The 23592-nt window shown below is 60.9% G+C and carries 20 protein-coding genes; 13 read left to right on the top strand and 7 right to left on the bottom strand.

What is annotated here, in order from left to right:
- The first annotated feature begins 1 nt into the window (after position 1).
- Both IM764_RS04030 and IM764_RS04025 read left to right on the top strand, forming a co-directional pair.
- On the top strand, positions 2–1603 hold the full coding sequence (locus IM764_RS04030; protein ID WP_194187017.1) for a hypothetical protein: 1602 nt from the start codon (positions 2–4) through the stop codon (positions 1601–1603).
- A complete protein-coding gene (locus IM764_RS04025; RefSeq protein ID WP_099297917.1) occupies positions 1597–1887 on the top strand; it encodes a hypothetical protein in 291 nt (96 codons plus the stop codon). The genes IM764_RS04030 and IM764_RS04025 overlap by 7 nt, the downstream gene beginning before the upstream one ends.
- Before the next feature lie 76 nt (positions 1888–1963).
- Here IM764_RS04025 and IM764_RS04020 read toward each other — a convergent pair whose 3' ends face one another.
- Positions 1964–2860, bottom strand: a complete 897-nt coding sequence (locus tag IM764_RS04020; RefSeq protein ID WP_370551541.1) for a dienelactone hydrolase family protein — start codon at positions 2858–2860, stop codon at positions 1964–1966.
- A gap of 129 nt (positions 2861–2989) precedes the next feature.
- Here IM764_RS04020 and glmS point away from each other — a divergent pair, with 129 nt between their 5' ends.
- Together glmS and alr are read left to right on the top strand one after the other, a co-directional pair.
- Positions 2990–4852 (top strand): glutamine--fructose-6-phosphate transaminase (isomerizing), encoded by a 1863-nt coding sequence (gene glmS, locus IM764_RS04015; RefSeq protein ID WP_099297916.1) that lies wholly within the window; start codon positions 2990–2992, stop codon positions 4850–4852.
- Between the two features lie 13 nt (positions 4853–4865).
- Positions 4866–6536 carry an alanine racemase gene (gene alr, locus IM764_RS04010; protein ID WP_312587903.1) on the top strand — a complete coding sequence of 557 codons (1671 nt, stop codon included), beginning with the start codon at positions 4866–4868 and terminating at the stop codon, positions 6534–6536.
- Positions 6537–6560: 24 nt separating this feature from the next.
- On the opposite strand, the gene IM764_RS04005 is transcribed toward alr, so the two are convergent.
- The gene (locus IM764_RS04005) at positions 6561–8204 is read right to left on the bottom strand and encodes a glycerol-3-phosphate dehydrogenase/oxidase (RefSeq protein WP_194187015.1); all 1644 of its coding nucleotides are present in this window, start codon (positions 8202–8204) and stop codon (positions 6561–6563) included.
- A gap of 49 nt (positions 8205–8253) precedes the next feature.
- Here IM764_RS04005 and IM764_RS04000 point away from each other — a divergent pair, with 49 nt between their 5' ends.
- Both IM764_RS04000 and IM764_RS03995 read left to right on the top strand, forming a co-directional pair.
- Entirely contained in the window at positions 8254–9894 is a 1641-nt protein-coding gene (locus tag IM764_RS04000) for an FAD-binding oxidoreductase (RefSeq protein ID WP_228073327.1), read from the top strand.
- Positions 9895–9989: 95 nt separating this feature from the next.
- A complete protein-coding gene (locus IM764_RS03995; protein WP_194187014.1) occupies positions 9990–10988 on the top strand; it encodes a diacylglycerol kinase in 999 nt (332 codons plus the stop codon).
- Between the two features lie 29 nt (positions 10989–11017).
- Here the strand turns inward: IM764_RS03995 and IM764_RS03990 are convergent, their stop codons facing one another.
- Positions 11018–11323, bottom strand: a complete 306-nt coding sequence (locus tag IM764_RS03990; RefSeq protein ID WP_194187013.1) for a hypothetical protein — start codon at positions 11321–11323, stop codon at positions 11018–11020.
- A 137-nt stretch (positions 11324–11460) separates the two neighbouring features.
- Between IM764_RS03990 and tsaD the strand changes: the two genes are divergently transcribed.
- On the top strand, positions 11461–14058 hold the full coding sequence (gene tsaD, locus IM764_RS03985; RefSeq protein ID WP_194187012.1) for a tRNA (adenosine(37)-N6)-threonylcarbamoyltransferase complex transferase subunit TsaD: 2598 nt from the start codon (positions 11461–11463) through the stop codon (positions 14056–14058).
- Between the two features lie 126 nt (positions 14059–14184).
- A complete protein-coding gene (locus tag IM764_RS03980) occupies positions 14185–14613 on the top strand; it encodes a hypothetical protein (protein ID WP_099297910.1) in 429 nt (142 codons plus the stop codon).
- Positions 14614–14618: 5 nt separating this feature from the next.
- Here IM764_RS03980 and nadC read toward each other — a convergent pair whose 3' ends face one another.
- Positions 14619–15506 (bottom strand): carboxylating nicotinate-nucleotide diphosphorylase, encoded by an 888-nt coding sequence (gene nadC / locus IM764_RS03975; RefSeq protein ID WP_194187173.1) that lies wholly within the window; start codon positions 15504–15506, stop codon positions 14619–14621.
- A gap of 35 nt (positions 15507–15541) precedes the next feature.
- A complete protein-coding gene (gene nadA / locus IM764_RS03970) occupies positions 15542–16612 on the bottom strand; it encodes a quinolinate synthase NadA (protein WP_312587645.1) in 1071 nt (356 codons plus the stop codon).
- A 283-nt stretch (positions 16613–16895) separates the two neighbouring features.
- Between nadA and groES the strand changes: the two genes are divergently transcribed.
- Complete coding sequence (gene groES / locus IM764_RS03965; protein ID WP_099298035.1) at positions 16896–17192, top strand: co-chaperone GroES; 297 nt, start codon at positions 16896–16898, stop codon at positions 17190–17192.
- Positions 17193–17205: 13 nt separating this feature from the next.
- The gene (groL, locus tag IM764_RS03960) at positions 17206–18819 is read left to right on the top strand and encodes a chaperonin GroEL (protein ID WP_194187011.1); all 1614 of its coding nucleotides are present in this window, start codon (positions 17206–17208) and stop codon (positions 18817–18819) included.
- 229 nt (positions 18820–19048) lie between these two features.
- On the opposite strand, the gene IM764_RS03955 is transcribed toward groL, so the two are convergent.
- Positions 19049–19354, bottom strand: a complete 306-nt coding sequence (locus IM764_RS03955; RefSeq protein ID WP_099297907.1) for a WhiB family transcriptional regulator — start codon at positions 19352–19354, stop codon at positions 19049–19051.
- A gap of 419 nt (positions 19355–19773) precedes the next feature.
- Between IM764_RS03955 and shbA the strand changes: the two genes are divergently transcribed.
- On the top strand, positions 19774–20361 hold the full coding sequence (shbA, locus tag IM764_RS03950) for an RNA polymerase sigma factor ShbA (protein WP_099297906.1): 588 nt from the start codon (positions 19774–19776) through the stop codon (positions 20359–20361).
- 22 nt (positions 20362–20383) lie between these two features.
- Complete coding sequence (locus tag IM764_RS03945) at positions 20384–21343, top strand: hypothetical protein (RefSeq protein ID WP_194187010.1); 960 nt, start codon at positions 20384–20386, stop codon at positions 21341–21343.
- A gap of 95 nt (positions 21344–21438) precedes the next feature.
- Here IM764_RS03945 and IM764_RS03940 read toward each other — a convergent pair whose 3' ends face one another.
- Positions 21439–21828, bottom strand: coding sequence for a DUF5319 domain-containing protein (locus tag IM764_RS03940; RefSeq protein WP_099297904.1), 390 nt, complete (start codon positions 21826–21828; stop codon positions 21439–21441).
- Positions 21829–22051: 223 nt separating this feature from the next.
- Between IM764_RS03940 and guaB the strand changes: the two genes are divergently transcribed.
- Positions 22052–23584: an IMP dehydrogenase gene (gene guaB, locus IM764_RS03935; protein ID WP_194187009.1), complete on the top strand. Its 1533-nt coding sequence runs from the start codon at positions 22052–22054 to the stop codon at positions 23582–23584.
- The last annotated feature ends 8 nt before the right edge of the window (positions 23585–23592 follow it).

Raw genomic sequence — 23592 nt, 5'->3', positions numbered from 1 at the left:
GATGGCTGCACCCACAAATAGTGCTCACGTCTCGGAAAGTTTGACTCAGCTGGAGGCTGCGGGTGGTGCCACGGGGGCGTGCCGAGTGGCTGCGAGCTTCACCCACGGTTTGGATATTCCAGCTATCCGTCAGTGCCTGGGCGAAGCCTCTCGTCAGGTACTCGAGACCGATGTAACCAACGTGGTGGATGGCTTTCTCAATGGCATCGGACAGGATCGCTCGCAGCAGGCGGTGACCAAGGCGGTCCAGGAGCAATGCGGACATGAGGACCAGGTGGCCAGTAGCTGCCAAGCAGTAGAAATCGCTACTGATGGGTTGCAAAGGATTGACGACCAGTGTGCCCATACGGTCGCTCAGATGTGCACGGCAACTGCGCGCGCAGTGGATGCAGCCAAGGCCTTCGCCGGACCGGTGCAGGGAGCGTTGCTTTCCCAGCCTTTGGTGCAGATGGCAACCGGGGTAGTGGAGCGGTTGTTGAGCTCTCGAAATATCTCGCTGGAGGGCATGCTCGATGTGTTGATTAACGATCATTCACCGGCGGCGCAATGTGGATCAGCACAGACTCCAGTCTGCGTGAGCTCTGCACCCGACCCTGCGCCAGCGCCCTCGCCCGTGGATGACCGTGACTGCGGTTGCGATGGACAACAAAGCGTGGAACCAGCTGCTACGGATTGTGCGAAGCCCACACCCGTGGTGGAAGAGCCGCCGGCTGCCACACCGGAATGTGAGGAGGGCGTCACATTAGCATCCACTCCGACCGCTGATCCCGCGCCGTGTCCGAGCACTACTTCTAGTTCAGACTTGTCCGACAGGCCACCGGTGAATTCTCATCCCGCTTCGTCGACTTCGGCGCCTGCACCGGTCGTTGCTGATACGTCGTGTGCAGGATCGGCCCAGACTGTTGTGGCGCCTGCTCAGGCCTGTGAGGTCGCGCAAAATATCAACGCGAATGTCAATGCCAACTTCAACGCCAGCCTCAACGTGGCCGCGAGTGTGGCGGGCAGCGCCGTCGGAGAGTTCATCAGCTCAATGGACGCTGCACTGTGCCCGCCGGAGAGTCCTTCGACGGTAGAGTACCCGACCCTTGAACCGGTGAACAACTCTCAACCTGAGTGTCCTGAACAGCCAGTCTGTGATGAACCGGAACCAAAGACAGAGCCGGAACCTTGTGCCGAGCCCGTGGGCCCTGAACCCGAATGCGCGGACAACACAGAGCCTGCCATCGCAAAACGTCCAGAGGATGTCACCGGTGAAGACGTTCCTCCAGAAGGGTTCGATAAGAGTAAGCAGCCGTCCGTGCCTGAGGGTGCCGTGACGGTACCGGATCCCATTGAGCCAGACAGTGTGGACAACACTGGCCAGGCACCTGCGGTTGATGAGTCGGTAAATGATGAACCAGTCAATCGAGTAACAGAGGTTCCACAGCAAGAAGTGCAGCAGCCAGCGGAGGCAGCGCCAGAACCGGTCACACCGGAAACTGCACCCGCATCAGAAACGTGGACTCCAGACATCTGGGTCAGCGCGGGAGCTGATGTGGACATGGAAGTGGAGTTGGCAACTAGTGCGAACGCGGTTCCTATCGCAAGGAGTGGGCAATGGTGAACCATCAGCACTATCAATCCATCCTGGATGAGTACTTCTCACAGGTCGCTGAAATGACCAAAGAATTTGAAGATGTTCTAAAAGAACAAACGGAACTATTACGCACTTTGGCGGAAAAGTCTGGACATTCTTTAGAAGAAGCCACGCCCAAACAAAGCGAGCAAGCCGAAGCTACTCCGCGTCCAAATCAGAGCACGCACAACCCCACCCCAGATATGAATTACCGGCCGCCTCATACCGGTGGTGGCTCGCACCGTATGAGACAGCCGGACATCTTCACTTAAAAGTGGCCCGAACCGGAGATGCAGTCCAGACGCTCAAAGCCCGAGATCCAACCAGGGGTGTTGCACACCCCGCGAACTAGATCAGCTTTTGGAGGCCCTGCAGGCTATCCAAAGCGTCAGCGTTCTCCGGAAGGTGACGCGCCAGCTCCAGCTGGCCGGGAGCCTCGGTGTCATCGAGCTTTTCGTCGTGGCTACGGAACGCCTTGTACTTGCTTTGCTCGCCAGCCAAGATGAAGCCCGTCATCAAACCACGGATTTCTTCCTGATTAGCGAATTCCGGGCCACCCTGACCCAAGAGGAACTTGCGTGCCAGCTTCTCGTGGAAACCAGTGGAGCTTGCCTTCTTCAGCTTGCGGTAGAAGACCTCACCCTTCCAGTTAGCGGCCATGCGCTCCGGACTACCAGCAGGAACATCAGCCAACGCTCCCGCAGCCAGAATCAGGCCAGGAACGTCCACATGCTTGGCAGCTTCGTAGGCGTTAGGAGAAGTGTCCGATGGGAATACAGACACCACACCAGCCAGGGGAGGAGCATCGCCGGTGCGAATCGAATCCGTGCGGTAGGCGCGATTAGTCGCAGCCAACACAGCAGTGGAAGCACCCATTCCATGGCCAGCCAAGTAGAGATTGGAAGGCTGCACGGTCACATTGCCCTGACCCAAACGCACTCCAGCCAGAATCTGCAGAGCAGTTTCCAAATCCGCAGCGAAACCACGGTGGTTAGGGACAAAGCCCTTCTCCGTATCCGGAGCTGCTACAGCGATACCCCAGCTAGCCAAGTGGCGCAGAGTCGCATGGTAGCCATCCACTCCCACGCGCCAATCGTGACCAAAGGCCACACCGGGGATGCTCTTGCCCTCTTCAGGGACATACACGCGGCCAGGGATGCCCGCGAAAGAGAGATCGCCAGTGAGCACTCGGTGCGGGCCGCGCTTGCCGAGCGAAGGAACGAGGTTTTTCAGTTTATCTGCCACGATGTATAAGCCTAACCGACGATGCAGCACGAGCGCAGAAGCATCCGAACTTTCCAGCCGACCAGCCGCCCAACCCACAAATAGACAAGTCTTCGAATTCAATAATCCACAGCGTGTATCGTTTCCCCTATGTGTGCAATTGTTGGCTACGTCGGAAATTCAGATGCGTTGCAGATCGGCCTCGATGCCCTCAAACGAATGGAATACCGAGGGTACGATTCTGCAGGAATTGCAGTCATCGAACCCGGAGAGCTGCACCTCGAAAAGAAAGAGGGCAAGCTCGATAACCTCCTGAACCGTCTCGACGAAGTCGGCAAGGATACTTTCCAGGGCTCTACCTGCATCGGCCACACGCGTTGGGCCACGCACGGCCGACCCAACGATGCCAACGCGCACCCTCATCGTTCGTTCGACGGCAAGGCAGCCATCGTCCACAACGGCATCATCGAAAACTTCGCCGCCCTCCGTGACGAAATCGAAGCAGCCGGCGTGGAAATGGAATCCGAAACGGACTCCGAGGTGGCAGCACACCTCCTCGCGCTTGCCTACAACGAGGGTCCCACCCAGGGCGACTTTGAAGCCTCCGCCCTCAGCGTGCTCTCCCGCCTGGAAGGTGCGTTCACCGTCCTGTTCACTCACGCCGACGCGCCAGATCGCATCGTCGCTGGCCGTCACTCCACCCCACTGATCGTGGGTGTGGGCGAAGGCGAAAACTTCATTAGCTCTGACGTCGCCGCCTTCATCGACCGCACCAAGAATGCTGTGGAACTGGGGCAGGACAACGCCGTCATCATCACCCCCGATTCCTACAAGATCTGCGATTTCTCAGGTAACGAGGTCGAGGGGCGTCCATTCACCATCGATTGGGATCTGGAAGCTGCGGAAAAGGGTGGCTTTGATTCCTTCATGATGAAGGAGATCTTCGAGCAGCCAGCCGCCGTGCGCGACACTCTCGCTGGTCACTTCCTTGACGGTCGCGTGGTTCTGGACGAGCAGCGTTTGTCCGATGACGAGCTGCGCCAGGTGGGAAAGGTCTTCGTGGTGGCCTGTGGCTCCGCCTACCACTCCGGACTGCTGGCCAAGTACGCCATCGAGCACTGGGTGCGTGTGCCCGTGGAAATCGAGGTGGCTTCTGAGTTCCGCTACCGCGACCCAGTACTGGATAAGCAAACGCTGGTGGTCGCCGTGTCCCAGTCCGGTGAGACCGCGGACACGCTGGAGGCCGTCCGTCACGCCAAGAGCCAGGGCGCTCGCGTGCTGGCCGTGTGTAACACCAACGGTTCCCAGATTCCGCGCGAGGCAGATGCGGTGCTCTACACCCACGCTGGTCCGGAGATCGGTGTGGCTTCCACCAAGGCGTTCCTCGCACAGGTTGCAGCCAACTACGTGGTGGGCCTGGCATTAGCGCAGGCACGTGGTACTAAGTACTCCGATGAGATCGCCGCGATCTTCCGCGAGCTGGAGAGCCTGACCCCGAAGATCGAAAAGACGCTGGAGCTGCGCGAGCAGATCCTGGAGCTGGCAGAAGAGCTCGGCCCTGTGCGCACCATGCTCTTCCTCGGCCGCCACGTGGGCTTCCCCGTTGCTCTCGAGGGCGCACTGAAGCTCAAGGAGCTGGCCTACATCCACGCCGAGGGCTTCGCCGCAGGCGAGCTCAAGCATGGTCCGATCGCCCTGATTGAGGATGACCTGCCCGTGGTGGTTGTGGTGCCGAGCCCACAAGGTCGCCCGGTGTTGCACTCCAAGATTGTCTCCAACATTCAGGAGATCCGCGCCCGCGGTGCGAAGACGATCGTGGTGGCCGAAGAGGGCGATGAGGCTGTGAAGCCTTTCGCTAACTACCTGCTGGAAATCCCACAGACCTCCACTTTGGTCCAGCCGATATTGTCCACCATCCCGCTGCAGTTCTTGGCCGCGGACATCGCCCGCCAGTGTGGCAACGATGACATCGACAAGCCGCGCAACCTGGCCAAGTCCGTCACAGTGGAGTAGAAGCTTGAACCCAGTGTCGCAGCATGCGCTGGCTGAGGTCGTTATTGATCTCGACGCCATCGCGCACAACGTGCGGACGTTCGTGCGGGCCGCAGCGCCGGCGCAGGTCATGGTCATCATCAAGGCGGATGCTTATAACCACGGCATGCTGCCGGTAGCGCGCACGGCGATCGCCGCGGGCGCTGCTCAGTTGGGTGTCGCGACCGTGGGCGAGGCCCTGAGCTTGCGCGAGCTCGGCGTGAACGAGCCGGTCACAGCATGGATGTGGTATCCAGGGGAAGAGCTCGAAAGCGCATTGAGCCAGGGAGTCACCATCGGGATTCCTTCGCTGGCGCACGCAGAAGATGTGGTGCGGCAGATCGATGCACTACCTGGCGAGCTGAATGTTCAGCCGCAGGTGACGCTGATGTTCGATTCTGGGCTGTCCAGAAGTGGCGTCGGACCGAAGGAATGGACCCGGACCGTTGACCTGCTGGCCGAGGCTGAGCGCTCGGGAACACTCCAGGTCACGGGACTGATGACCCACCTGGCCAGCGCGGACATGATCGCCGAGGCGCACGTCACGGACCTGCAAGTCGCCCGGTTCAACGAGGCCATCGAGCTGTGCCGTGCCCAGGGGATCCGTGCGCCGATCAACCATATGGCCAACACCCCGGCCACGCTGTCCCGGCCGGATACGCATCACCAAATGGTGCGACCCGGGGTGGGCGTCTATGGTGTGGACCCGGTGGATCCACCGGTACAAGCCGGACTGCGCCCGGCGATGACGCTGCGCGCTCGTGTTCTCACGACGCGCGTGGTGCCCGCCGGGGAAGGGGTGAGCTACGGCCTGACGTGGCGGGCGGAGAAGGATACCCGCACCGCAGTGATCGGCATCGGCTACGCGGACGGAATTCCGCGCAGCCTCTCCGGAAATTTCGAGGTCAGCATCAATGGCACGCGGTATCCGCAGATCGGCCGCGTATGTATGGATCAGTTCGTGGTGAACCTCGGCGATGCCGATGTAGAGCCCGCCCCGCATGTCGCTCCCGGCGATTGGGCAGTGATCTTCGGCGACAGCGGCCCGACTGTGGAAGAAGTAGCGGAGCGAGCCGACACAATTGCCTACGAGATCCTCACGATGCCTCGCGGCCGCGTGCAGCGTCGCTACGTGGAAGCTCCGGGCGTTGACTTCTCTGGCGCGTCCTCCGCGGTGGCCAATACGGCCGAGGAGATGCGGGCCCTCGGCGAGCAACTGGGCAAGACGCTCAAGGCGGGCACCGTGGTGGTGCTCACGGGTGCATTGGGCGCCGGGAAAACTACACTCACCCAGGGCATTGCCCAGGGGTTGGGCGTGCGCGGGCGCGTGCAGTCGCCGACGTTTACCATCGTGCGCACCCACAAGCCGGGCGAGCCTGGCGCACCCGGTCTGCTGCACATGGACGCCTACCGGTTGCTCGGAGAGGACGTTGCCGAGAGCATCGAGCCCGGCACGTATGCAGATCCCGATGCGGTTCTTGATGCGTTAGAGTCCCTTGATCTCGACGCCGACCTGCAGGACACCGTGGTGGTGGCCGAATGGGGTCGCGGAATGGTGGAACAGCTCAGCGACACGGTGCTCGATATCACCCTGACCCGTGGCGATGGCGAGGATGAAGCGCGCACGCTGGCGTGGGAATGGGTCCGCGGAGGCCCGCAGAGTTAGTCCCGAGCGGTTAGCCCTGCGCGTCTAAACCTGCGCTGCTGCTAGCGCTTCCTCCGCCACGGATTCGGCGGCGCGGCGATCCTCCGGAACCAGCCCGATGCGCGTGCGGCGATCCAGAATGTCTCCCACTGTCACCGCGCCCTCGTGGGTAACGGCATAGGAGATTTCCGCGCGCGTGATGTCTAGGCTCCCCACCTGCTGTTCGCCATCTGGGATCCGGCACTCCGCGATCACATTGTGAGCCTCCGCGCCGAAACGCGAGACCAGCGATGCCGGTAGCCCACTGGTCAACGCGTGTGCGGCGGCGATCTGGGAGGCACCCCGTGGCGAACGCGCTGCAGTGGCGCCCACCAACGGGATCTCCTTCGTCGCGCAGTCTTTTGCTGAGCCTTCGATACGTCGGCGAATTTCCTGCTCTTTGAGTGCACGATCCACGGCCTGCTGCGCCATCAATCGGTACTCGGTGAGCTTGCCGCCGGTCACGGTCACCACACCGTCCTTGTGCACAATCAAGTGCTCCCGTGAAAGATCGGCTGTGGAATCCGAGGCGGCCTTCGCCACGGCACCGCGCAGTTGTACCAGCGGTCGTAGCCCGGCGAACGCTCCCAGCACATCGTCTGCAGTCAGCTGGGTTTTCAGCCCGTGGTTGACCACGGTCAAGATCCATTCGATATCGGATTCCGGGGCGTGCGGAATGTCTTCGAATTCGGCTGTCTCATCGGTCAGGCCGATGTAGCAACGCCCCAGCTGCGTGGGCAGGATGAAGCAAAAGCGATTCACTGACCCCTGCACCGCCACCGTCAGCGCACCCTGTGGATTTCCCAGTTTTTCTGCATCCACCACGAGGTGGGTGCCGCGGCTCGGCGTCACGGAGACATCGTCTTCGATGTCTCCTGCCCACACGCCCGTGGCGTTAATAACCCCGGCGGCCGTTACCTGGATGCCCTCGGCTGGCCACTCCGGTTCGCCTTCCGCCGCGTGGGTGCGCGTGAGGGTCACGGACTTGAGGCCATCGTCGCGCCCAGGGGCGATATCTGCTTTGGTATGAGTCAGCACGTCCGCACCGTAGCCGGCCGCGGTGCGGGCGAGAGCTGTGACGAGGCGGGCGTCGTCGATTAACTGCCCGTCATAATTAACGAAACCGAACTTCACCGCATCGGAGACCCCAGGACACAACTGCTTAACCTTTTTGGCGCTCACCGTCCGCGAACGAGGCAGCGTGCGCGAGGACGTTCCCGCGGCAATGCGCAGGATGTCCCCGGCGAAAAAGCCCAGACGGGGAACGAAGCTCAGCGGTGAAAAGTTTTCCACCGCCACTACCTGCGGGAGAGCACGCGTGAGGTGCGGGGCGATGGTCTCCATCAGGGCGCCGCGCTCCACCGCGCTGCGCTGCGCGATGCCGACGTTGCCGGAGGCCAGGTAGCGCAACCCGCCGTGCGCCAACTTGGACGACCACCGCGAGGTACCGAAAGCGAGATCCTGCGCCTCGACGATCAGCACCGACAAGCCACGGCTAGCGGCATCCAAGGCGACTCCCGAGCCCGTCACTCCCGCGCCAATGACCACCAGATCGTAGTGCGCACCGGCTGCCAACGAGCCCAGTAATTCGGCCCGGTACTGCGGAGACAGGACGGTGCGCTGTGGGGTGAATGAATCAAGACCAGTCATGATTTCCAGACTAGCCGTTATATAAAAAGCCCTTGCGTACCCTGTGACTATGAAAAAGATGCCAATGCCACCAATGGTCTACAACAAGTGGGGAACCCTTGATGAGGCGAAGGAGCTTTCGCCATCTATTCAGAAGATGCTGGGCAGCATGCTGGGCGTGACCAAGCCCGCGCCGGTGCAGGAGCCGAAGCTGGCTGCCTCTCGGGCAACGGAGGGTGACCTTGCCGCGCTGGGACGCATCGTGGGCGAGGCGTTCGTCTCCACAGCCGTTGAGCACCGCCGCCCTCGTGCCCGCGGGAAAAGCTACCTGGACCTGCTGGATTGGCGGATGGGGGAGGAGATCTCCGCCCCGGATGCGGTGGTCACTCCTGAGACCGAGGAGCAGATCCTGGAGATTCTGCAGTACTGCTCCGCCGAGGGCATCGCCGTGGTTCCTTTTGGTGGCGGCACCTCGGTGGTCGGCGGGATCAACCCCGTGCAGGGCGAGGGCCACCGTGCGGTGATCAGCGTGGACCTGGCCCGTTTTGATGCGTTGGAGGATGTCGACGCTGAATCTGGGCTGGCCACACTCGGAGCCGGTTTGATGGGGCCGCATGCCGAGCTGAAGCTGGCGGAATACGGCCTGCAGTTGGGGCACTTCCCCCAGTCCTTCCCGTACGCAACTATCGGCGGCTTTGCGGCGACCCGCTCCAGCGGACAGAACTCCGCTGGCTACGGACGCTTTGATGACATGGTGCGCGAGCTGACGGTGGTGACTCCGCAAGGAATCATCCGCCCGGGCCAGGCCTCACCAGCGACCGCGGCGGGACCTTCGCTGAAGCAGTTGTTCTTGGGCTCCGAAGGGTTGTTCGGCATCATCACCCGCGTGCGCGTGCATGTGCACCCCATCCCAGAAGCAAAGCTCTACGAGGCCTTTACTTTCCCTACGTTCGACAAGGGTGTGGCCGCGTTGCGTGCGGTGGAGCAGTCCGGCGCCAACCCAGCGGTGTTGCGCTTGTCCGACGAGATTGAGTCCTCCGTGAACCTGACCAGTACCGACAAGATCGGCGAATCGGAATCCGAGGACAATAAGGGCTGTCGAGCCATCGCCATGTTCGAAGGCAGCGAGGAGCACGCGCGGCGCACCCACCAAGAGACGCGTTCGGTGATGCTGGCACACGGTGGCACCTCTGTGGGCGAAGGCCCGGCCCGGCAGTGGGAAAAGGGACGCTTCGGCGCGCCCGTTCTACGGGACACGCTGATGGACGCCGGTGCGCTGTGCGAAACCCTAGAGACGGCTACAGATTGGTCCAACGTCCCCCGCCTGAAGAAGGCAGTGGGAACAGCGCTGGCCTCCCAGCTGGTCGGGGAGTCTGCGGCGCTGATCATGTGCCATGTCAGCCACGTCTACGCCACCGGGTGTTCTCTGTACTTCACTATCGTCGCCGGTGCCAGCGAGGACAATGAGTCCACGGCGCGTAAGTGGCGGGCAGCCAAGTCTGCAGCCACGGAGGCCATGACGAAAAACGGCGGTACCGTCACCCACCACCATGCCGTGGGAACCGACCACTTGCCGTGGATGAGCGAGGAGATCAGCCCGCTGGGCATCAACATCCTCAAGGCCGTCAAGCGCGAGCTGGACCCCGCGGGAATCCTCAACCCGGGTAAGACCTTCGAGCTGCCGGACAACGCGGAGCGCACGCTCATTTAAGGAACGTGCGTTAAGGGTGCGCGTTAAGCGACCCAAAGGAAATGACCCAGCGGGACAGAGCTGCAGCCAGAGCCAGGATGACAAGGAGACATGCCATGAGCAGGGCGTCGGAAATACACGAAGATCCCAGTGGATCCTTCCAGGTTGGAACGTGCGATGTGCAACGCATCGCCATGATCACCAACCCAGCCGCCGGCAAAGGTGCGGCACAACACGCTGCGCACGCGGCCCGGGAGAGGTTTTCCGAACTGGGCATCGACGTGGTCTCGCTGCAAGGAGCCAGTGCGGAGTCCTCGTTGGAACTGGCACAGGCGGCCGTGGCAGACGAGCGCCTCGACGCACTGGTGGTGTGCGGCGGAGACGGTCTGATCAACCTGGCGCTGCAGGCGCAAGCGCAGACCAACATTCCGCTGGGCATCATCCCTGCTGGTACGGGTAATGATCACGGCAGGGAGTACAACATTCCCACCAATCCTGCCAAGGCTGCGGACGTTATTGCGGACGGCTTTTTCACCACCACGGATCTGGGGCGCATTACTGAGGTGGGCCACGGCAAGGATGATGGGCGCGGTGGTGAAAGCAGCGAGCTGAAGACCCGCTGGTTCGGAACGATCGCCTGCGCTGGCTTCGATTCACTGGTCACGGACCGCACCAACCGCATGACCTGGCCACACGGCAAGAATCGCTACAACCTGGCGATCATCATGGAAGTGATGAACTGGCGAACCATCCCCACACGTATCGTGTTGGACCACGAGCACGTCATTGAGCAGGACATCAAACTGTGCAGCATCGGTAACACCCGCACTTACGGTGGCGGAATGCAGATCTGCCCCGATGCCAACCACCACGATGGGATTTTGAACCTGACCGTGATGGAGGACATTAGCCGGGTCAAGGCCATCACTAAGTTCGCAGAAATTCTTCAGGGGAACCTGGAGCACGGGGATGGCATCAGCCTGTACACCGCCAAGCACGTGCGGATCGAGATGCCCTCGATGAATTGCTACGCCGATGGTGACTTAATGGCCACGCTGCCCATCGAGATCGAGGTGGTTCCCGGTGCGGGACGCTACCTCGTGCCCCGGCCGTAGGTTTTACAGGTGTTTACGCTGCTCGGTGTTTAGGATGCTCGGTGCTCGCGCGGCAGGGGAGCGGCGGCGGCCTGAGCAGCCACGATGCCGTTGGTGCGGTCATTGAGCGGCGGGTTGTACCGGCCTTCTGGTTCAGCCACGGCAAGCTCGGCGGACCCATGACCGGCACGATCTTGCTTGCCCGACGAGCTCTTGCTGGTCAGCGAGTGCACAATCTTGCCCGCCAGCACCGGGTAGTAGACCTGCCCGTACGTCATCGCCTTGTTCCTGAGCGTGGCGAAAAAGCGCTTGAGGGACCAGCGGCAGAGCTTGCGAGCTGAAGAAGTAGCTGACATAACGAGTCCTGTCTGTATGTCGGAATGACTGCTTGCCTACTTTAGGGCATGACCGGTGCACTTCTTCCTCGCGGTGAGGCGCGTGGCTGACTGTTGGGATAGGGGCTTTTGGTTTTCCATTCGTTAGGATCTGCACCATGTACGTCTTGACCGTCGACACGTCGACTTCCTATGTTGTGGCCGGAATCGTAGAGGTCTCCGATAGCGCTGCGGAGGTGACCTCCGAGGAGCAATCCCAGGTATCCGTGCTGGCCGAACGCGTGGTGGATAATCCGCGCGGGCACATGGAGTTGTTGACGCCCAATATCGTCGATTGCCTCGCCGAGGCTGGTCTTTCCCCCGAGCAGTTGGGCGCGGTGGTCGTGGGCGTGGGGCCTGGTCCGTTCACCGGATTGCGGGTGGGCATGGCCACCGCGCAGGCTTTCGCCGATGCGCTGTCCATCCCAGTTCACGGTGTGGAATCCACCGCGGCGATGGCCGTGCGCAGCATCCTCGAGCAGCGCCGGAACGGTGTGAGTAACTTGGACGAGAGCGCCGAGCTCCACGTCCTCGCCGACGCCCGCCGTCGCGAGTGGTACTGGGCCAGCTACGCCCTGCGCGCCGGGGACAATTCCACCGACTTGTCGCAGTGCACCCTCGAAACACTTCGGGAACCTGCAGTGGATAAGCCCGCTGCGATTGTGCCCCAGCTGCCTGCCGGGTCCCCCGTGGTGATGGGCAAGACCATCGCGGATGATTCGGTGGATTGTGTTTCCGACGCCGATGCTCAGCCTTCTTCAGCCAGTCTCGTGATAGCCGCACTCTTGGCCCGCGGGGGAGTCAACCAACGGGCGGTGCGCTCTTTGCGCGGAACGGGCAAGCCCCTACGGGCGCTGTACCTGCGCCGCCCCGATGCGATTGAGCCGAAGCCTAAGCCCGTGCCCACCTCGGTGGACTTCGGTGCCGTGTCCGGGGAACAAGACGGCGATAAGCAAGACAGGGAGCACGAGGCTGCAGGCGCCGAGCTACTCGAGCCCCGTGTGGTGATGCTGGATCGCTCCCACGCCGAGGCGATGGAGAAGATCGAGCACCAGCTTTTCGTAGGGGATTCGCCCTGGTCGCTGGCTGGAATCCAGCACGAGCTGGACGCGATGAATACGCAGTACTTCGGGCTCATCGCAGGCGATCAACTGGTGGGGTATTTGGGACTCGCCAAGAATGGCCCCAGCGCTGAACCGGAGTGGGAGATCCACACCGTGGCGATCGCAGAGCAGCAGCAGGGTCGGGGATACGCGCATCGATTGCTTCGCGCTGCCCTGGATGCGGTGGACGCGGCTGGTGGGCCTGTATTCCTTGAGGTGAGGACGGATAACGATCCCGCCGTGGGACTGTACGAACGCTATGGTTTCTACATCACCGGCACCCGTAAGAACTACTATCAGCCCAGCGGCGCCGATGCGTTCACGATGATGCGCCCCGCCTCAGGGGAGGACGTGGATGCCTCGCAGTTTCACGGCGCGGATCCGCGGAATAAGGCAGCGCGAGAGAACGGACAGAACTCCTTCCAGCCGGTATTCGCTTCGCGGAGTGCAGAGGACAGCAGTAAGGATGAGGCGGTTAGCTCCAGCCGGGTGATCCTTGGCGTCGAAAGTTCCTGCGATGAGACGGGGGTCGGCATTGTCGAACTGACCACCGAAACCACTGGCCCACAGGTGCGCATGATCAGTAACCGGGTGGCCAGCTCCATGGAACAGCACGCGCGGTTCGGCGGAGTGGTGCCGGAGATCGCGAGCCGGGCGCACCTCGAGGCGATGGGGCCGACGATGCGCGAGGCTCTGCGGGATCTGCGCAAGGACCGTGCCGCACGCGGGATGAGCACGTCATACATGGAAAAGCCCGACGCGGTGGCGGCCACCATCGGCCCTGGCTTGGCAGGCGCATTGCTGGTGGGTGCAGCTGCTGCGAAGGCCTACGCGGCGGCGTGGCAAGTGCCGTTCTATGCCGTCAACCACCTGGGCGGGCACGTGGCGGTGGACCTCCTGGCAGAACAGTCAGGGCAGACAGAGCGTGCCGAGGCACCAGCTGAGCAAACGGATGGGCCGGGCTTGGACAACGTCATCGCGCTGCTCGTATCCGGCGGGCACACCCAGATTCTGCACGTGCAAGGCGTGGGTAAGCCCATGCAGGAGCTGGGCAGCACGCTGGATGACGCAGCTGGCGAGGCCTATGACAAGGTCGCGCGCTTACTGGGACTGGGCTACCCAGGAGGCCCCATCATCGACCGCCTGGCTCAACAGGGAAACCGCAAGGCTATCGCGTTTCCGCGCGGCATGATGCGTCAGCAGGATTCTCGCTATGACTTCAGTTTTTCTGGACTCAAGACCGCGGTAGCGCGGCACGTGGAAAAGGCAGAAAAGGATGGCATCAGCATCCTCGTGGAAGATGTGTGCGCATCCTTCCAAGAAGCAGTGTGCGACGTACTGACCTTCAAGGCCGTGCGAGCAGCTCAGGATGTGGGGGCGACCACGATGCTGTTGGGTGGGGGAGTTTCCGCCAACTCGCGACTGCGCGGATTGCTGGCAGACCGGTGCTCCTCTGCAGGTATTCAGTTGCACGTTCCGCCGATGTCCTTGTGCACGGATAACGGAGTGATGATCGCCGCATTGACTGCGCAGCTGATCGCCGCCGGGGCAGAAGCTAGTGAATTGACAGTGGGAACAGACCCCGGACTGGAAGTGGAAGTACCACTGGTCTAGTGACCTGCAGTGTTCTTGCGCTGCAGGAAAGTAGTACTGCTGGCAAAATAGCTGTGAATTACTTACTGTGACCCTCATCAATTTTTTAGCTGGGTCAAAATGAGCGTTGAAACTGAAGGAGAAAACATGGCACGCAGCCTCTTGGTCACCCCAGACCTCAAGGTAGAAGAGCACGATATCGAGCTGTCTCAGGCCGCGGAGATGCTGGGTGGAAGCGCTGACGATCGCCTCCACGTGGCCTTCGTTGAGTCTGGCCTGACCATTCCGGCTATTTACTCCTCCGAGGCTGCCAAGGCTGAGACTCCTGAGCCAAACCCACTGGCTTCCATGGGTCGCAACGAGTCCGAGATCGGAAACGCACGTTTCCTCTCTGACCCCACTCGCGCCATCCTGGGTCCCGTCCTCTTCGTGGGCGAAAACGGTGCGGATCTCACCGATGAAGAGGTCGAGTCCGTACACAATGGTATTCGCGCCGTAGAGAACTACCGTGCTGACCAGCCAGAAGAGTTCAACCTCTGGCACGATGCCGTGGTGAACCTCACCCGCGGCATCTAGCCCAACTACTGGAAATCGAGACCGAGATCCAGCACTGCGGCGGAGTGCGTGAGCGCGCCGACCGCGATGTAATCCACGCCCGTTGCTGCGTATTCCGCAGCATTGCGGAGGGTCAGCCCGCCGCTGGCTTCTGTTTTGACCCCCGCCGGCTCGGTGATTGTCACAGCCTCACGGGTGGTTGCTGCGTCCATGTTGTCCAGCAAAATGAGGTTTGCACCCACCTGCACAGCTTCCTTCACCTGCTCTAGGGTGTCGCATTCCACCTCGATGGAGATATCGGTTGTCTGAGCCTTGACCCGGTTGAAGGCTTCTTTCAACCCACCCACGGCGGCGATGTGGTTGTCCTTGATCAGTGCGGCATCGCCTAATCCCATGCGGTGATTGGTTCCGCCGCCGTGCACCACCGCAGCCTTTTGCAGAACTCGTAGACCGGGGATGGTTTTCCGGGTATCGCGGACTTGCGTGTGCGCCTCGGGCACAGTGGCGAGCGCATCCGCCCACTCTGCAGTCGCGGTGGCCACTCCAGACAGGTGGCACAGCAGATTGAGCAGAGTGCGCTCGGCCGTGAGAACCACTCGGGTGGGTCCGGTGATCTCCAAGATGGCGTCCCCCGGCTGGACCCGGTGACCGTCGGAAATCAGGATTTCTACGGTGACCTTCGAGATTGTTTCGGCCGTAAGCTCAGCTGCGATGAACGGAGCCAGGGCGGCAACGAGAGTGCCGGAGAGTGCCCCGTGCCCGCGGCTGACCACCAGCGCGCGACAGTGCGCGGCCTCCTCGATGGTGGAATTGGTGGTGACATCAGGACCCCATTGCAGGTCTTCTTCCAAGGTGGAACGAACCAACGCATAGGCATCGTTGACCTGCTTCTGAGTCCATCCAGCCTCCTGCATAGAGGAGCGAAGATGGGGTGGGATGTTCGGTTCTGTCATTCCCCACCGCCTGGGGTGCCGATGGCGATCATGGCCTCGACACTACGACGCGCAGCATCGGCAACATCGGTAGGAACATCTACTTCATCGCGGCCTTCCTCCAGGCTGCGCAGCAATTTATCTGGCGTGATCATCTGCATGAAGGGGCAGGCTGCCTCAGGATTCACGGCTAAGAACTCCGTGTCCGGACGTGCCTTACGGAGTTGATGGAGCATGCCTACTTCCGTAGCCACCAGTACGGTGTTGCGCGAATTCTTCTTCGCCTGATCCAGCATGGCTCCGGTGGACAGAATGTGGGTGCGATCGCGCGGGAATTCACCCGAATCCGCCATCCACAACGCGGAGGTAGTGCAACCACACTCTGGGTGGACATAAAGATCGGCCTCGGGATGAGAGCGCACGGTGTCCGTGAGATCCGTCGGGGAGATATCCGCGTGCACGTGGCATTCGCCCATCCAAATGTGCATGTTCTCCCGCCCTGTGCTGCGCTGAACGTGCGCGCCTAAGAACTGATCCGGACAGAACAGTACCTCTTGATCAGCAGGGATGGACTCCACCACGTCCACCGCATTGGACGAGGTGCAGCAAATATCGGTCAACGCCTTTACCTCGGCGGTGGTGTTCACATAGCTGACCACTACCGCGCCGGGGTGCTCGTCCTTCCACGCGCGTAGATCCTCGGCGGTGATGGTGTCCGCCAGGGAACAGCCCGCCGCAGCATCAGGAATGAGCACTCGCTTATCTGGAGACAGGATCTTGGCGGTCTCCGCCATGAAGTGCACGCCGCAAAAAATCACCTCATCGGCATCCGTGTCCGCAGCAATGCGGGATAGGCCAAGGGAATCTCCCACGTGGTGAGCCGCATCTTGGATCTCTGGCAGTTGGTAGTTGTGCGCCAAGATCACCGCGTTGCGCTCTGTGGCCAGGCGATGCACTTGGTTGCGCCACAGTTCCCACTGCTCGTTGCTCCACTCGCGCCACGGAGTATTCCGTAGTTCGTCGAGGGCGGAAGCATCGACGGCGGGGGAGTTGGCGTCGGAAATTGAAGGAGAGGAAGGAGGTGCCACTGTGAGATCCTTTGCACACACGGGAGCCAGAGGACGCCAGCGAACTGCACGAACGCCGACGTCCGAGGAACAAAAACTTCCAAAAACATTACCATGTGACCCGGACAACACCGGGACGTTGATATGGGCAAACTCAAGTGTTGAGCGCTAGCACTCACAGGGGTAGAGTGCCAGTAGGTTGTTTGACACACAGTTGTTCACCCGCGACGACGGCTGTGCGCGGAAACCAACCGGCACAATCGACAACACTCGATAACACTACGAATACATGGAGGTATTCATCGTGGCTAACGTGAACATCAAGCCGCTGGAGGACCGCGTACTGGTCCAGATCGTCGAAGCAGAGACCACCACCGCATCCGGCCTGGTTATCCCTGATTCTGCGAAGGAAAAGCCACAGGAAGCTACCGTCATCGCCGTCGGCCCAGGCCGCGTATCCGGCGAAGACCGCATCCCAATGGACGTGAAGGAAGGCGACACCGTTGTCTTCTCCAAGTTCGGCGGAACCGAGCTGAAGTACAACGGCGAGGAGTTCCTGCTTCTGAGCCAGCGCGACATCCTCGCAGTCATCGAAAAGTAAGCGGGTAACTTCCATGTCAAAGCTCATTGCATTCGACCAAGAAGCACGCGAAGGCCTGCAAAAGGGAGTCGACGCACTGGCTGACGCGGTGAAGGTAACCCTCGGCCCGCGTGGCCGCAACGTGGTGCTGGACAAGGCCTTCGGTGGCCCCACCGTCACGAACGACGGTGTCACCATCGCCCGCGACATCGACCTCGAAGATCCCTTCGAGAACCTAGGCGCACAGCTGGTGAAGTCCGTGGCCGTTAAGACCAACGACATCGCTGGCGACGGCACCACCACCGCAACCCTGCTGGCACAGGCCCTCATTAATGAAGGTCTGCGCACCGTTGCTGCGGGTGCAAACCCGATCGCCGTGAACCGCGGCATCGAGATCGGCACCCAAAAGGTCATGGAGCTGCTGCGTGAACTCGCGCAGCCCGTGGCTGATTCTGCAGCGATCGCCAACGTGGCCACCGTCTCCTCCCGCGACGAGAAGATCGGCGCAATGGTTGCCGATGCTTTCGACAAGGTGGGCAAGGACGGTGTGGTCACCGTGGAAGAATCTCAGTCCATCGAGGATGAGTCCACGGTCACCGAAGGTATTTCCTTCGACAAGGGCTACCTGTCCCCGTACTTCGTCACCGAAGAAGAGACCGGACACGCAGTGCTGGATGATGCACTCATCCTGTTGGTGCGCGACAAGATCAGCTCACTGCCAGACTTCCTGCCCCTGCTGGAGCAGATCGCGAAGTCCGGCAAGCAGGTGCTCATCGTTGCCGAGGACGTGGAAGGCGAGCCACTGCAGATGCTGGTGCTCAACGCCATCCGCAAGTCCCTGAAGGTGGTTGCCGTCAAGGCTCCATACTTCGGTGATCGCCGTAAGGCCTTCATGGATGACCTTGCCATCGTTACCGGTGGTGTAGTGGTGGACAAGGAGCTCGGCCAGTCCCTGTCCGAGACCACCCTGGAGCAGCTAGGATCTGCACGCCGCGTCACCGTGACCAAGGAAGACACGGTCATCGTTGACGGTGGCGGAGCTGCCGAGGCCGTAGAAGAGCGACGCAACCAGCTGCGCACCGAGATCGAGCGCACCGATTCCACGTGGGATCAGGAAAAGCTGGAAGAGCGCCTGGCCAAGCTGTCCGGCGGTGTCGCAGTGCTTCGCGCTGGCGGTGCTACCGAGACCGAGGTTAACGAGCGCAAGCTGCGCGTCGAAGATGCCATCAACGCTGCGCGTGCCGCAGCGCAAGAGGGCGTTATCGCCGGCGGTGGCTCCGTGCTGGTGCAGATCGCAGAGCAAGTCAACGCGCTGGCTGCGGACTACGACGGCGACGAGGCCATCGGTCTGCGGGCGCTGGCACGTGCACTGCGCCGCCCTGCCTTCTGGATCGCGGACAACGCTGGTCTGGATGGCGCTGTGGTGGTCGCACGCGTGGCCGAGCAGCCTAATGGTTCCGGCTTCAACGCCACCACTCTGGAGTACGACAATCTGCTGGAGAAGGGCATCATTGACCCAGTCAAGGTGACCCACTCCGCAGTTATCAACGCGACCTCCGTGGCACGCATGGTGCTCACCACCGAAACTGCCGTGGTGGATAAGCCAGCCCAGCCAGCAGCAGCTGGGCACGCACATCACCACCACTAAAGGTGCATGAACACCCCTTGGGGTGAGACCGTGCGCTAGAGCAGCGCTTTCAAGCGTTGTCTAGTGCACTTCAAGATAAAAGGCGCCCTCGCTGAGTTTGGTCTCGAAAGAGACGATAAACCACGGCGAGGGCGCCTTTGTATGCGACAACTGAACCACGGCTTGAGAGGGACGGTGCTGGGTGGCGCGAACTAATTCAGCATTGTTGTTACTTCAGAGCGACAGTTAATTAAGCAGAGAAGCGACGGTGACGATTCCGAGAGGTGGGGCGCAGGATTGCATCGCGTTCAGACTCGGACATGCCACCCCAGATGCCGTAGGGCTCGCCCACGGACAGTGCATGGTCTCGGCACTGCTGCATGACGGGGCACTCTGCGCAGATCGCCTTGGCGCGTTGTTCACGCATTGCGCGAGCGCGACCGCGCTCGCCGTCCGGATGGAAAAACACGGAGGAGTCTGCACCACGGCATGCGCCGTGCAGCTGCCATTCCCAGATGGAAGAGTTTGGTCCCGGAAGCTGGCTTGGCTGAGGCATCGGTTGAATCTCCTTGAAAGTCATGGTGTCGCGTTCGACGTGTAGAGATTCTCGGGGGCATATGAACGAAAGGTAACGAGTGGATGCTGTATAGGTAACGCAGACAAAAAGCCTATGGAAACCGGGGGGACTTGCCCCGTGCCACCTGCACTTATCGACCATTCTTAACGGAAGATGAAATGTGTTGGCCGAACCTGTGCGTCCCCTTAATGGGGGAACCAGCTACCCCCATGGTGTCCCTACTTTGCTCGACTTTCGCCATTGTTGCCAGTGTGGAAAACTTTTGATGTGGAATGTAAATGTCTGCGCACAAGTGCAATCAGGCTGACTTTGAGGTAATTGAACTGTGATATTTTGTTGTGAAGCTGCGCGGTGAATTTCATCGGTAGGCAACCGCTTTGCACAGAAACTATGGATTAATGACTACAACAGTGGATACAGACGCGGCCATCGCCGCCGCAGTGCCTGGTGCTGTTGAAGGCGATCCGAAACGGCTGCAGAAGCTCATTAACCTCATTCATCCCCAAGTGGTTCGCTACTGCCGTGCCCGTGTCGGTTCGAACAGGTACCCCACCGCGGACGATGTGGCCCAAGAGGTATGTCTTGCCGTGGCCCGCGCCATGCCGAAGTTTGACGAAAAAGGCGTGCCGTTCATGGCGTTCGTTTTTCGTATCGCCGCGAACAAGATTGTCGATGCCCGCAGGATGCACTCGAGGGATCTCGCACAGCCTACTGACGAGATGCCGGATGAGGAAGAAGTCAGCCAGACACCCGAGTCCGAAATTCTTTTGCTTGACTCGTGTAACGAGGTCTCCGGCCTGCTCGATTTGTTAAGTGACAAGGCGCGAGAAATCATCACACTCCGCGTTTTCGGAGGCTATTCGGCCGAAGAAACTGCTCAGATTCTCGGTACGTCTGCTGGTGCCGTGCGTGTGGCACAGTTCCGAGCCCTCGCCAAGCTGCGGGCTTATGTGGAACAACAACGAAATAATCCAACTGCGGACTGACAAGAATCAGGAAACCAGGACAATGAAGAACAAAGAATCCTCCCAAGCCTTCGGATCATTTTCCGAGGTCATGGCGGAGGATCGTGCGCTCGATTTAATCGGGCAAGGTCAGAGTTTTGAGAATAACCTGGAAGACTCTGACCAGCTGTACGCGCTGTTTTCGGCCGCTAAGGCGGAAGCAGATGCGGATATTCCTGCACCGCCATTGCTTGCGGATCTGTTGGGCGAACCTGCGCTGACCGGTTCGGATAATACGGCAGACGGGCACTCAGATGTCATCCCACTGCGGAAGAAGCGCGGTGGCTTGCTCCGTCGTCGCGCTGGAGCCGCCGTGGCTGCAGGTGGAACTTCGATTACCTCCATGCTGGTTGCCGGTGGCGTGGCGGCGGCCTTGGCTGTGGGTGGCTTGGGATACGCCGCGTACACCACTACGCAGTCGAACGTGAGCGAGTCTGACACCGCTCAGCAGCAAGAGTCCACGCAGTCGGTCACTGATGGAACCAGCAGCGTAGGTACCTCAACCCGCTCTACGGGCCAAGGAGATGCACAGCCATCCGCCGAAGATGCCCCCGACCGACCTGGACGGGGAATGGGTGCTGCGGAGCCAAGCTCAGACAACCCAGAGCCAAGCGAGGAGAAGCAGGAACTACCAGTTCTAGATGCACAGAACCTCGCCGATGGTGAGCAAAACATCACGGACCCCGCGCTTGAAGGTCTAGAGGGACTAGAAACTCAAGAATTAGCCCCCACCATGACCGAGATGACTGGCCAGGACCAGGCAGCTCCAACAGTTCCTGCGAATCCAGGTGCAGGTGCACTCCGCCCACAGCTGGCAGCACCGCCAAAGCCTTTTGAGACTGAGGAAACCACCGGCACCACGGAGTCCGAATCCACCACGGCGAACCAGGGACAGGGCCAGCTGCAACAGCAGCAGGAACGCCCGAGTCAGCAATCGCCGGCGGGAAGCACGGATACTCGCTAATTAGCCCGTAATCGCGCAACGCAAACAATGAGCCCGCGAGCACCGAAAGGTGCTCGCGGGCTCATTGCGTCGGGAAAAAGAAAGAAGAAGAAAAATCAACGCTGCCAGGGGAAACGAGGCCGCAGCCCGTTGAACGCGAAATCCATCGCATCGGCATAACCCAAGCAATAATCCCACGTCACGTAGTGCTCAGGATTCGGCTGCGCGCCTGGCTCGTGGACAGGGACGATCTGCTGATCCAACAGCGTCTTGATGTTGGACTCGATGATGCCCCAATCATAAAAGTGCATCTCCTCGCAGTCCTCGCACAGCATGGAAACTCCGCGAATGCCACGCGGCTCCAGCAAACGCTTGAAATCGCGGACGTTGACCAGATCAGATTCCAGCGCTTCCCGTTCCTCAGCGGAAACGGGTGGGTAATCTTCGTCTGGCTCCAGCAGAGATGCCGGATCGTTTGGGTCGTCCGCAAAAGGATCCAGAGGCATGTCATGATTACCGTAACTCACAGATCACATACTACCTGCTAGATAGCCCCAGAGAACAACTATCCACGGTGAGCGCGGTATTGTTGAGACATTCATGCGTGGCATGCCCCAGCCACGTACCAGCGCGGCAATTTTGCAAGAATTGTGAATCTCCAAAAGATCCACCCCAGTGATCCAGAACGATGCACAGATTCAAGATCGATAGATTGAGGAAGGAAACGGCGTGACTAATCCGCAGACCGTATCCACCGGCGGCGACGACCCACAAAAGGTCTCACTCGTAGGACTTACTTTTGACGATGTTCTCCTGCTCCCAGACGCATCGGAGGTCATTCCTTCCGAGGTCAACACCTCCACGCAGCTGACCCGCAACATCAGCATCAACGTGCCCATCCTGTCCGCCGCTATGGACACGGTGACCGAAGCCCGCATGGCCGTGGCAATGGCTCGCCAGGGTGGCGTGGGCGTTTTGCACCGCAACCTGTCCATCGAGGACCAGGCGCAGCAGGTGGAGATCGTCAAGCGCTCCGAGGCTGGCATGGTCACGGATCCCGTGACTGCCTCCCCAGACATGAGCATTCAGGAAGTGGATGACCTGTGCGCCCGCTACCGCATCTCCGGCCTGCCCGTCACTGATGAGGCTGGCCTGCTGGTGGGCATCATCACCAATCGCGACATGCGTTTCCAAGAGGACTTCAGCAGCAAGGTCGCGGACGTGATGACCAAGATGCCGCTGATCGTGGCACAGGAAGGCGTATCCGCCGAGGCTGCGCTGCGCTTGCTCAGCGAGCACAAGGTGGAGAAGCTGCCCATCGTCGATGGTGCTGGCAAGCTCACCGGCCTGATCACCGTCAAGGACTTCGCCAAGCGCGAGAAGTACCCAGATTCCGCCAAGGATTCCTCTGGCCGCCTGCTGGTGGCGGCCGGAATCGGCACCGGTGAGGATTCCTGGAAGCGCGCCACCGCCCTGGTGGACGCTGGCGTGGATGCCCTGGTGGTGGACACCGCGCACGCGCACAACCGTGGCGTGCTGGACATGGTTGCTCGTGTGAAGAAGGAGTTCGGCGATCGCGTGGATGTCATCGGCGGCAACCTCGCTACTCGCGGTGCGGCGCAGGCTATGATCGACGCTGGCGCGGATGCCATCAAGGTGGGCATCGGCCCAGGCTCCATCTGCACCACCCGCGTGGTGGCAGGTGTAGGCGCCCCACAGATCACCGCCATCATGGAGGCCGCTGTGCCTGCCCACAAGGCTGGCGTGCCCATCATCGCCGATGGCGGCATGCAGTACTCCGGTGATATCGCCAAGGCGCTGGCAGCCGGTGCTTCCTCCGTCATGCTGGGCTCCATGCTCGCCGGAACGGACGAGACCCCAGGCGAGACCGTCACCATCGCGGGCAAGCAGTACAAGCGCTACCGCGGCATGGGTTCCATGGGCGCGATGCAGGGTCGCGGCCTGACCGGCGAGAAGCGCTCCTACTCCAAGGACCGCTACTTCCAGGCGGACGTCAAGTCCGAGGACAAGCTGGTTCCGGAAGGCATCGAAGGTCGCGTGCCCGTGCGCGGTTCCATCGAGACCTTGCTGCACCAGCACGTGGGTGGCCTGCGTGCCGCTATGGGCTACACCGGTGCCGCTACCGTCGCTGAACTGCACAAGGCTCGTTTCGTGCAGATCACCGGCGCTGGCTTGCGCGAGTCTCACCCCCACGATGTCCAGGGCATCGTCGAGGCTCCGAATTACAACCCCGCTCGCTAGCTTTCAAG

The sequence above is a fragment of the Corynebacterium sp. ED61 genome, from assembly GCF_015233855.1.
Lineage (GTDB): Bacteria > Actinomycetota > Actinomycetes > Mycobacteriales > Mycobacteriaceae > Corynebacterium > Corynebacterium dentalis.
Note: the sequence above shows the minus strand (reverse complement) of the source record. Positions and strands in the feature narration are given on the sequence as shown.

Coding starts and splice junctions, on each gene's coding strand:
- IM764_RS04025 (WP_099297917.1), top strand. CDS start 1,597: ATGGTGAACCATCAGCACTATCAATCCATCCTGGATGAGTACTTCTCA.
- IM764_RS04030 (WP_194187017.1), top strand. CDS start 2: ATGGCTGCACCCACAAATAGTGCTCACGTCTCGGAAAGTTTGACTCAG.
- IM764_RS03995 (WP_194187014.1), top strand. CDS start 9,990: ATGAGCAGGGCGTCGGAAATACACGAAGATCCCAGTGGATCCTTCCAG.
- tsaD (WP_194187012.1), top strand. CDS start 11,461: ATGTACGTCTTGACCGTCGACACGTCGACTTCCTATGTTGTGGCCGGA.
- IM764_RS03945 (WP_194187010.1), top strand. CDS start 20,384: ATGAAGAACAAAGAATCCTCCCAAGCCTTCGGATCATTTTCCGAGGTC.
- glmS (WP_099297916.1), top strand. CDS start 2,990: ATGTGTGCAATTGTTGGCTACGTCGGAAATTCAGATGCGTTGCAGATC.
- IM764_RS03940 (WP_099297904.1), bottom strand. CDS start 21,828: ATGCCTCTGGATCCTTTTGCGGACGACCCAAACGATCCGGCATCTCTG.
- IM764_RS03980 (WP_099297910.1), top strand. CDS start 14,185: ATGGCACGCAGCCTCTTGGTCACCCCAGACCTCAAGGTAGAAGAGCAC.
- IM764_RS03990 (WP_194187013.1), bottom strand. CDS start 11,323: ATGTCAGCTACTTCTTCAGCTCGCAAGCTCTGCCGCTGGTCCCTCAAG.
- nadC (WP_194187173.1), bottom strand. CDS start 15,506: ATGCAGGAGGCTGGATGGACTCAGAAGCAGGTCAACGATGCCTATGCG.
- groL (WP_194187011.1), top strand. CDS start 17,206: ATGTCAAAGCTCATTGCATTCGACCAAGAAGCACGCGAAGGCCTGCAA.
- IM764_RS04000 (WP_228073327.1), top strand. CDS start 8,254: ATGAAAAAGATGCCAATGCCACCAATGGTCTACAACAAGTGGGGAACC.
- IM764_RS03955 (WP_099297907.1), bottom strand. CDS start 19,354: ATGCCTCAGCCAAGCCAGCTTCCGGGACCAAACTCTTCCATCTGGGAA.
- IM764_RS04005 (WP_194187015.1), bottom strand. CDS start 8,204: ATGACTGGTCTTGATTCATTCACCCCACAGCGCACCGTCCTGTCTCCG.
- shbA (WP_099297906.1), top strand. CDS start 19,774: ATGACTACAACAGTGGATACAGACGCGGCCATCGCCGCCGCAGTGCCT.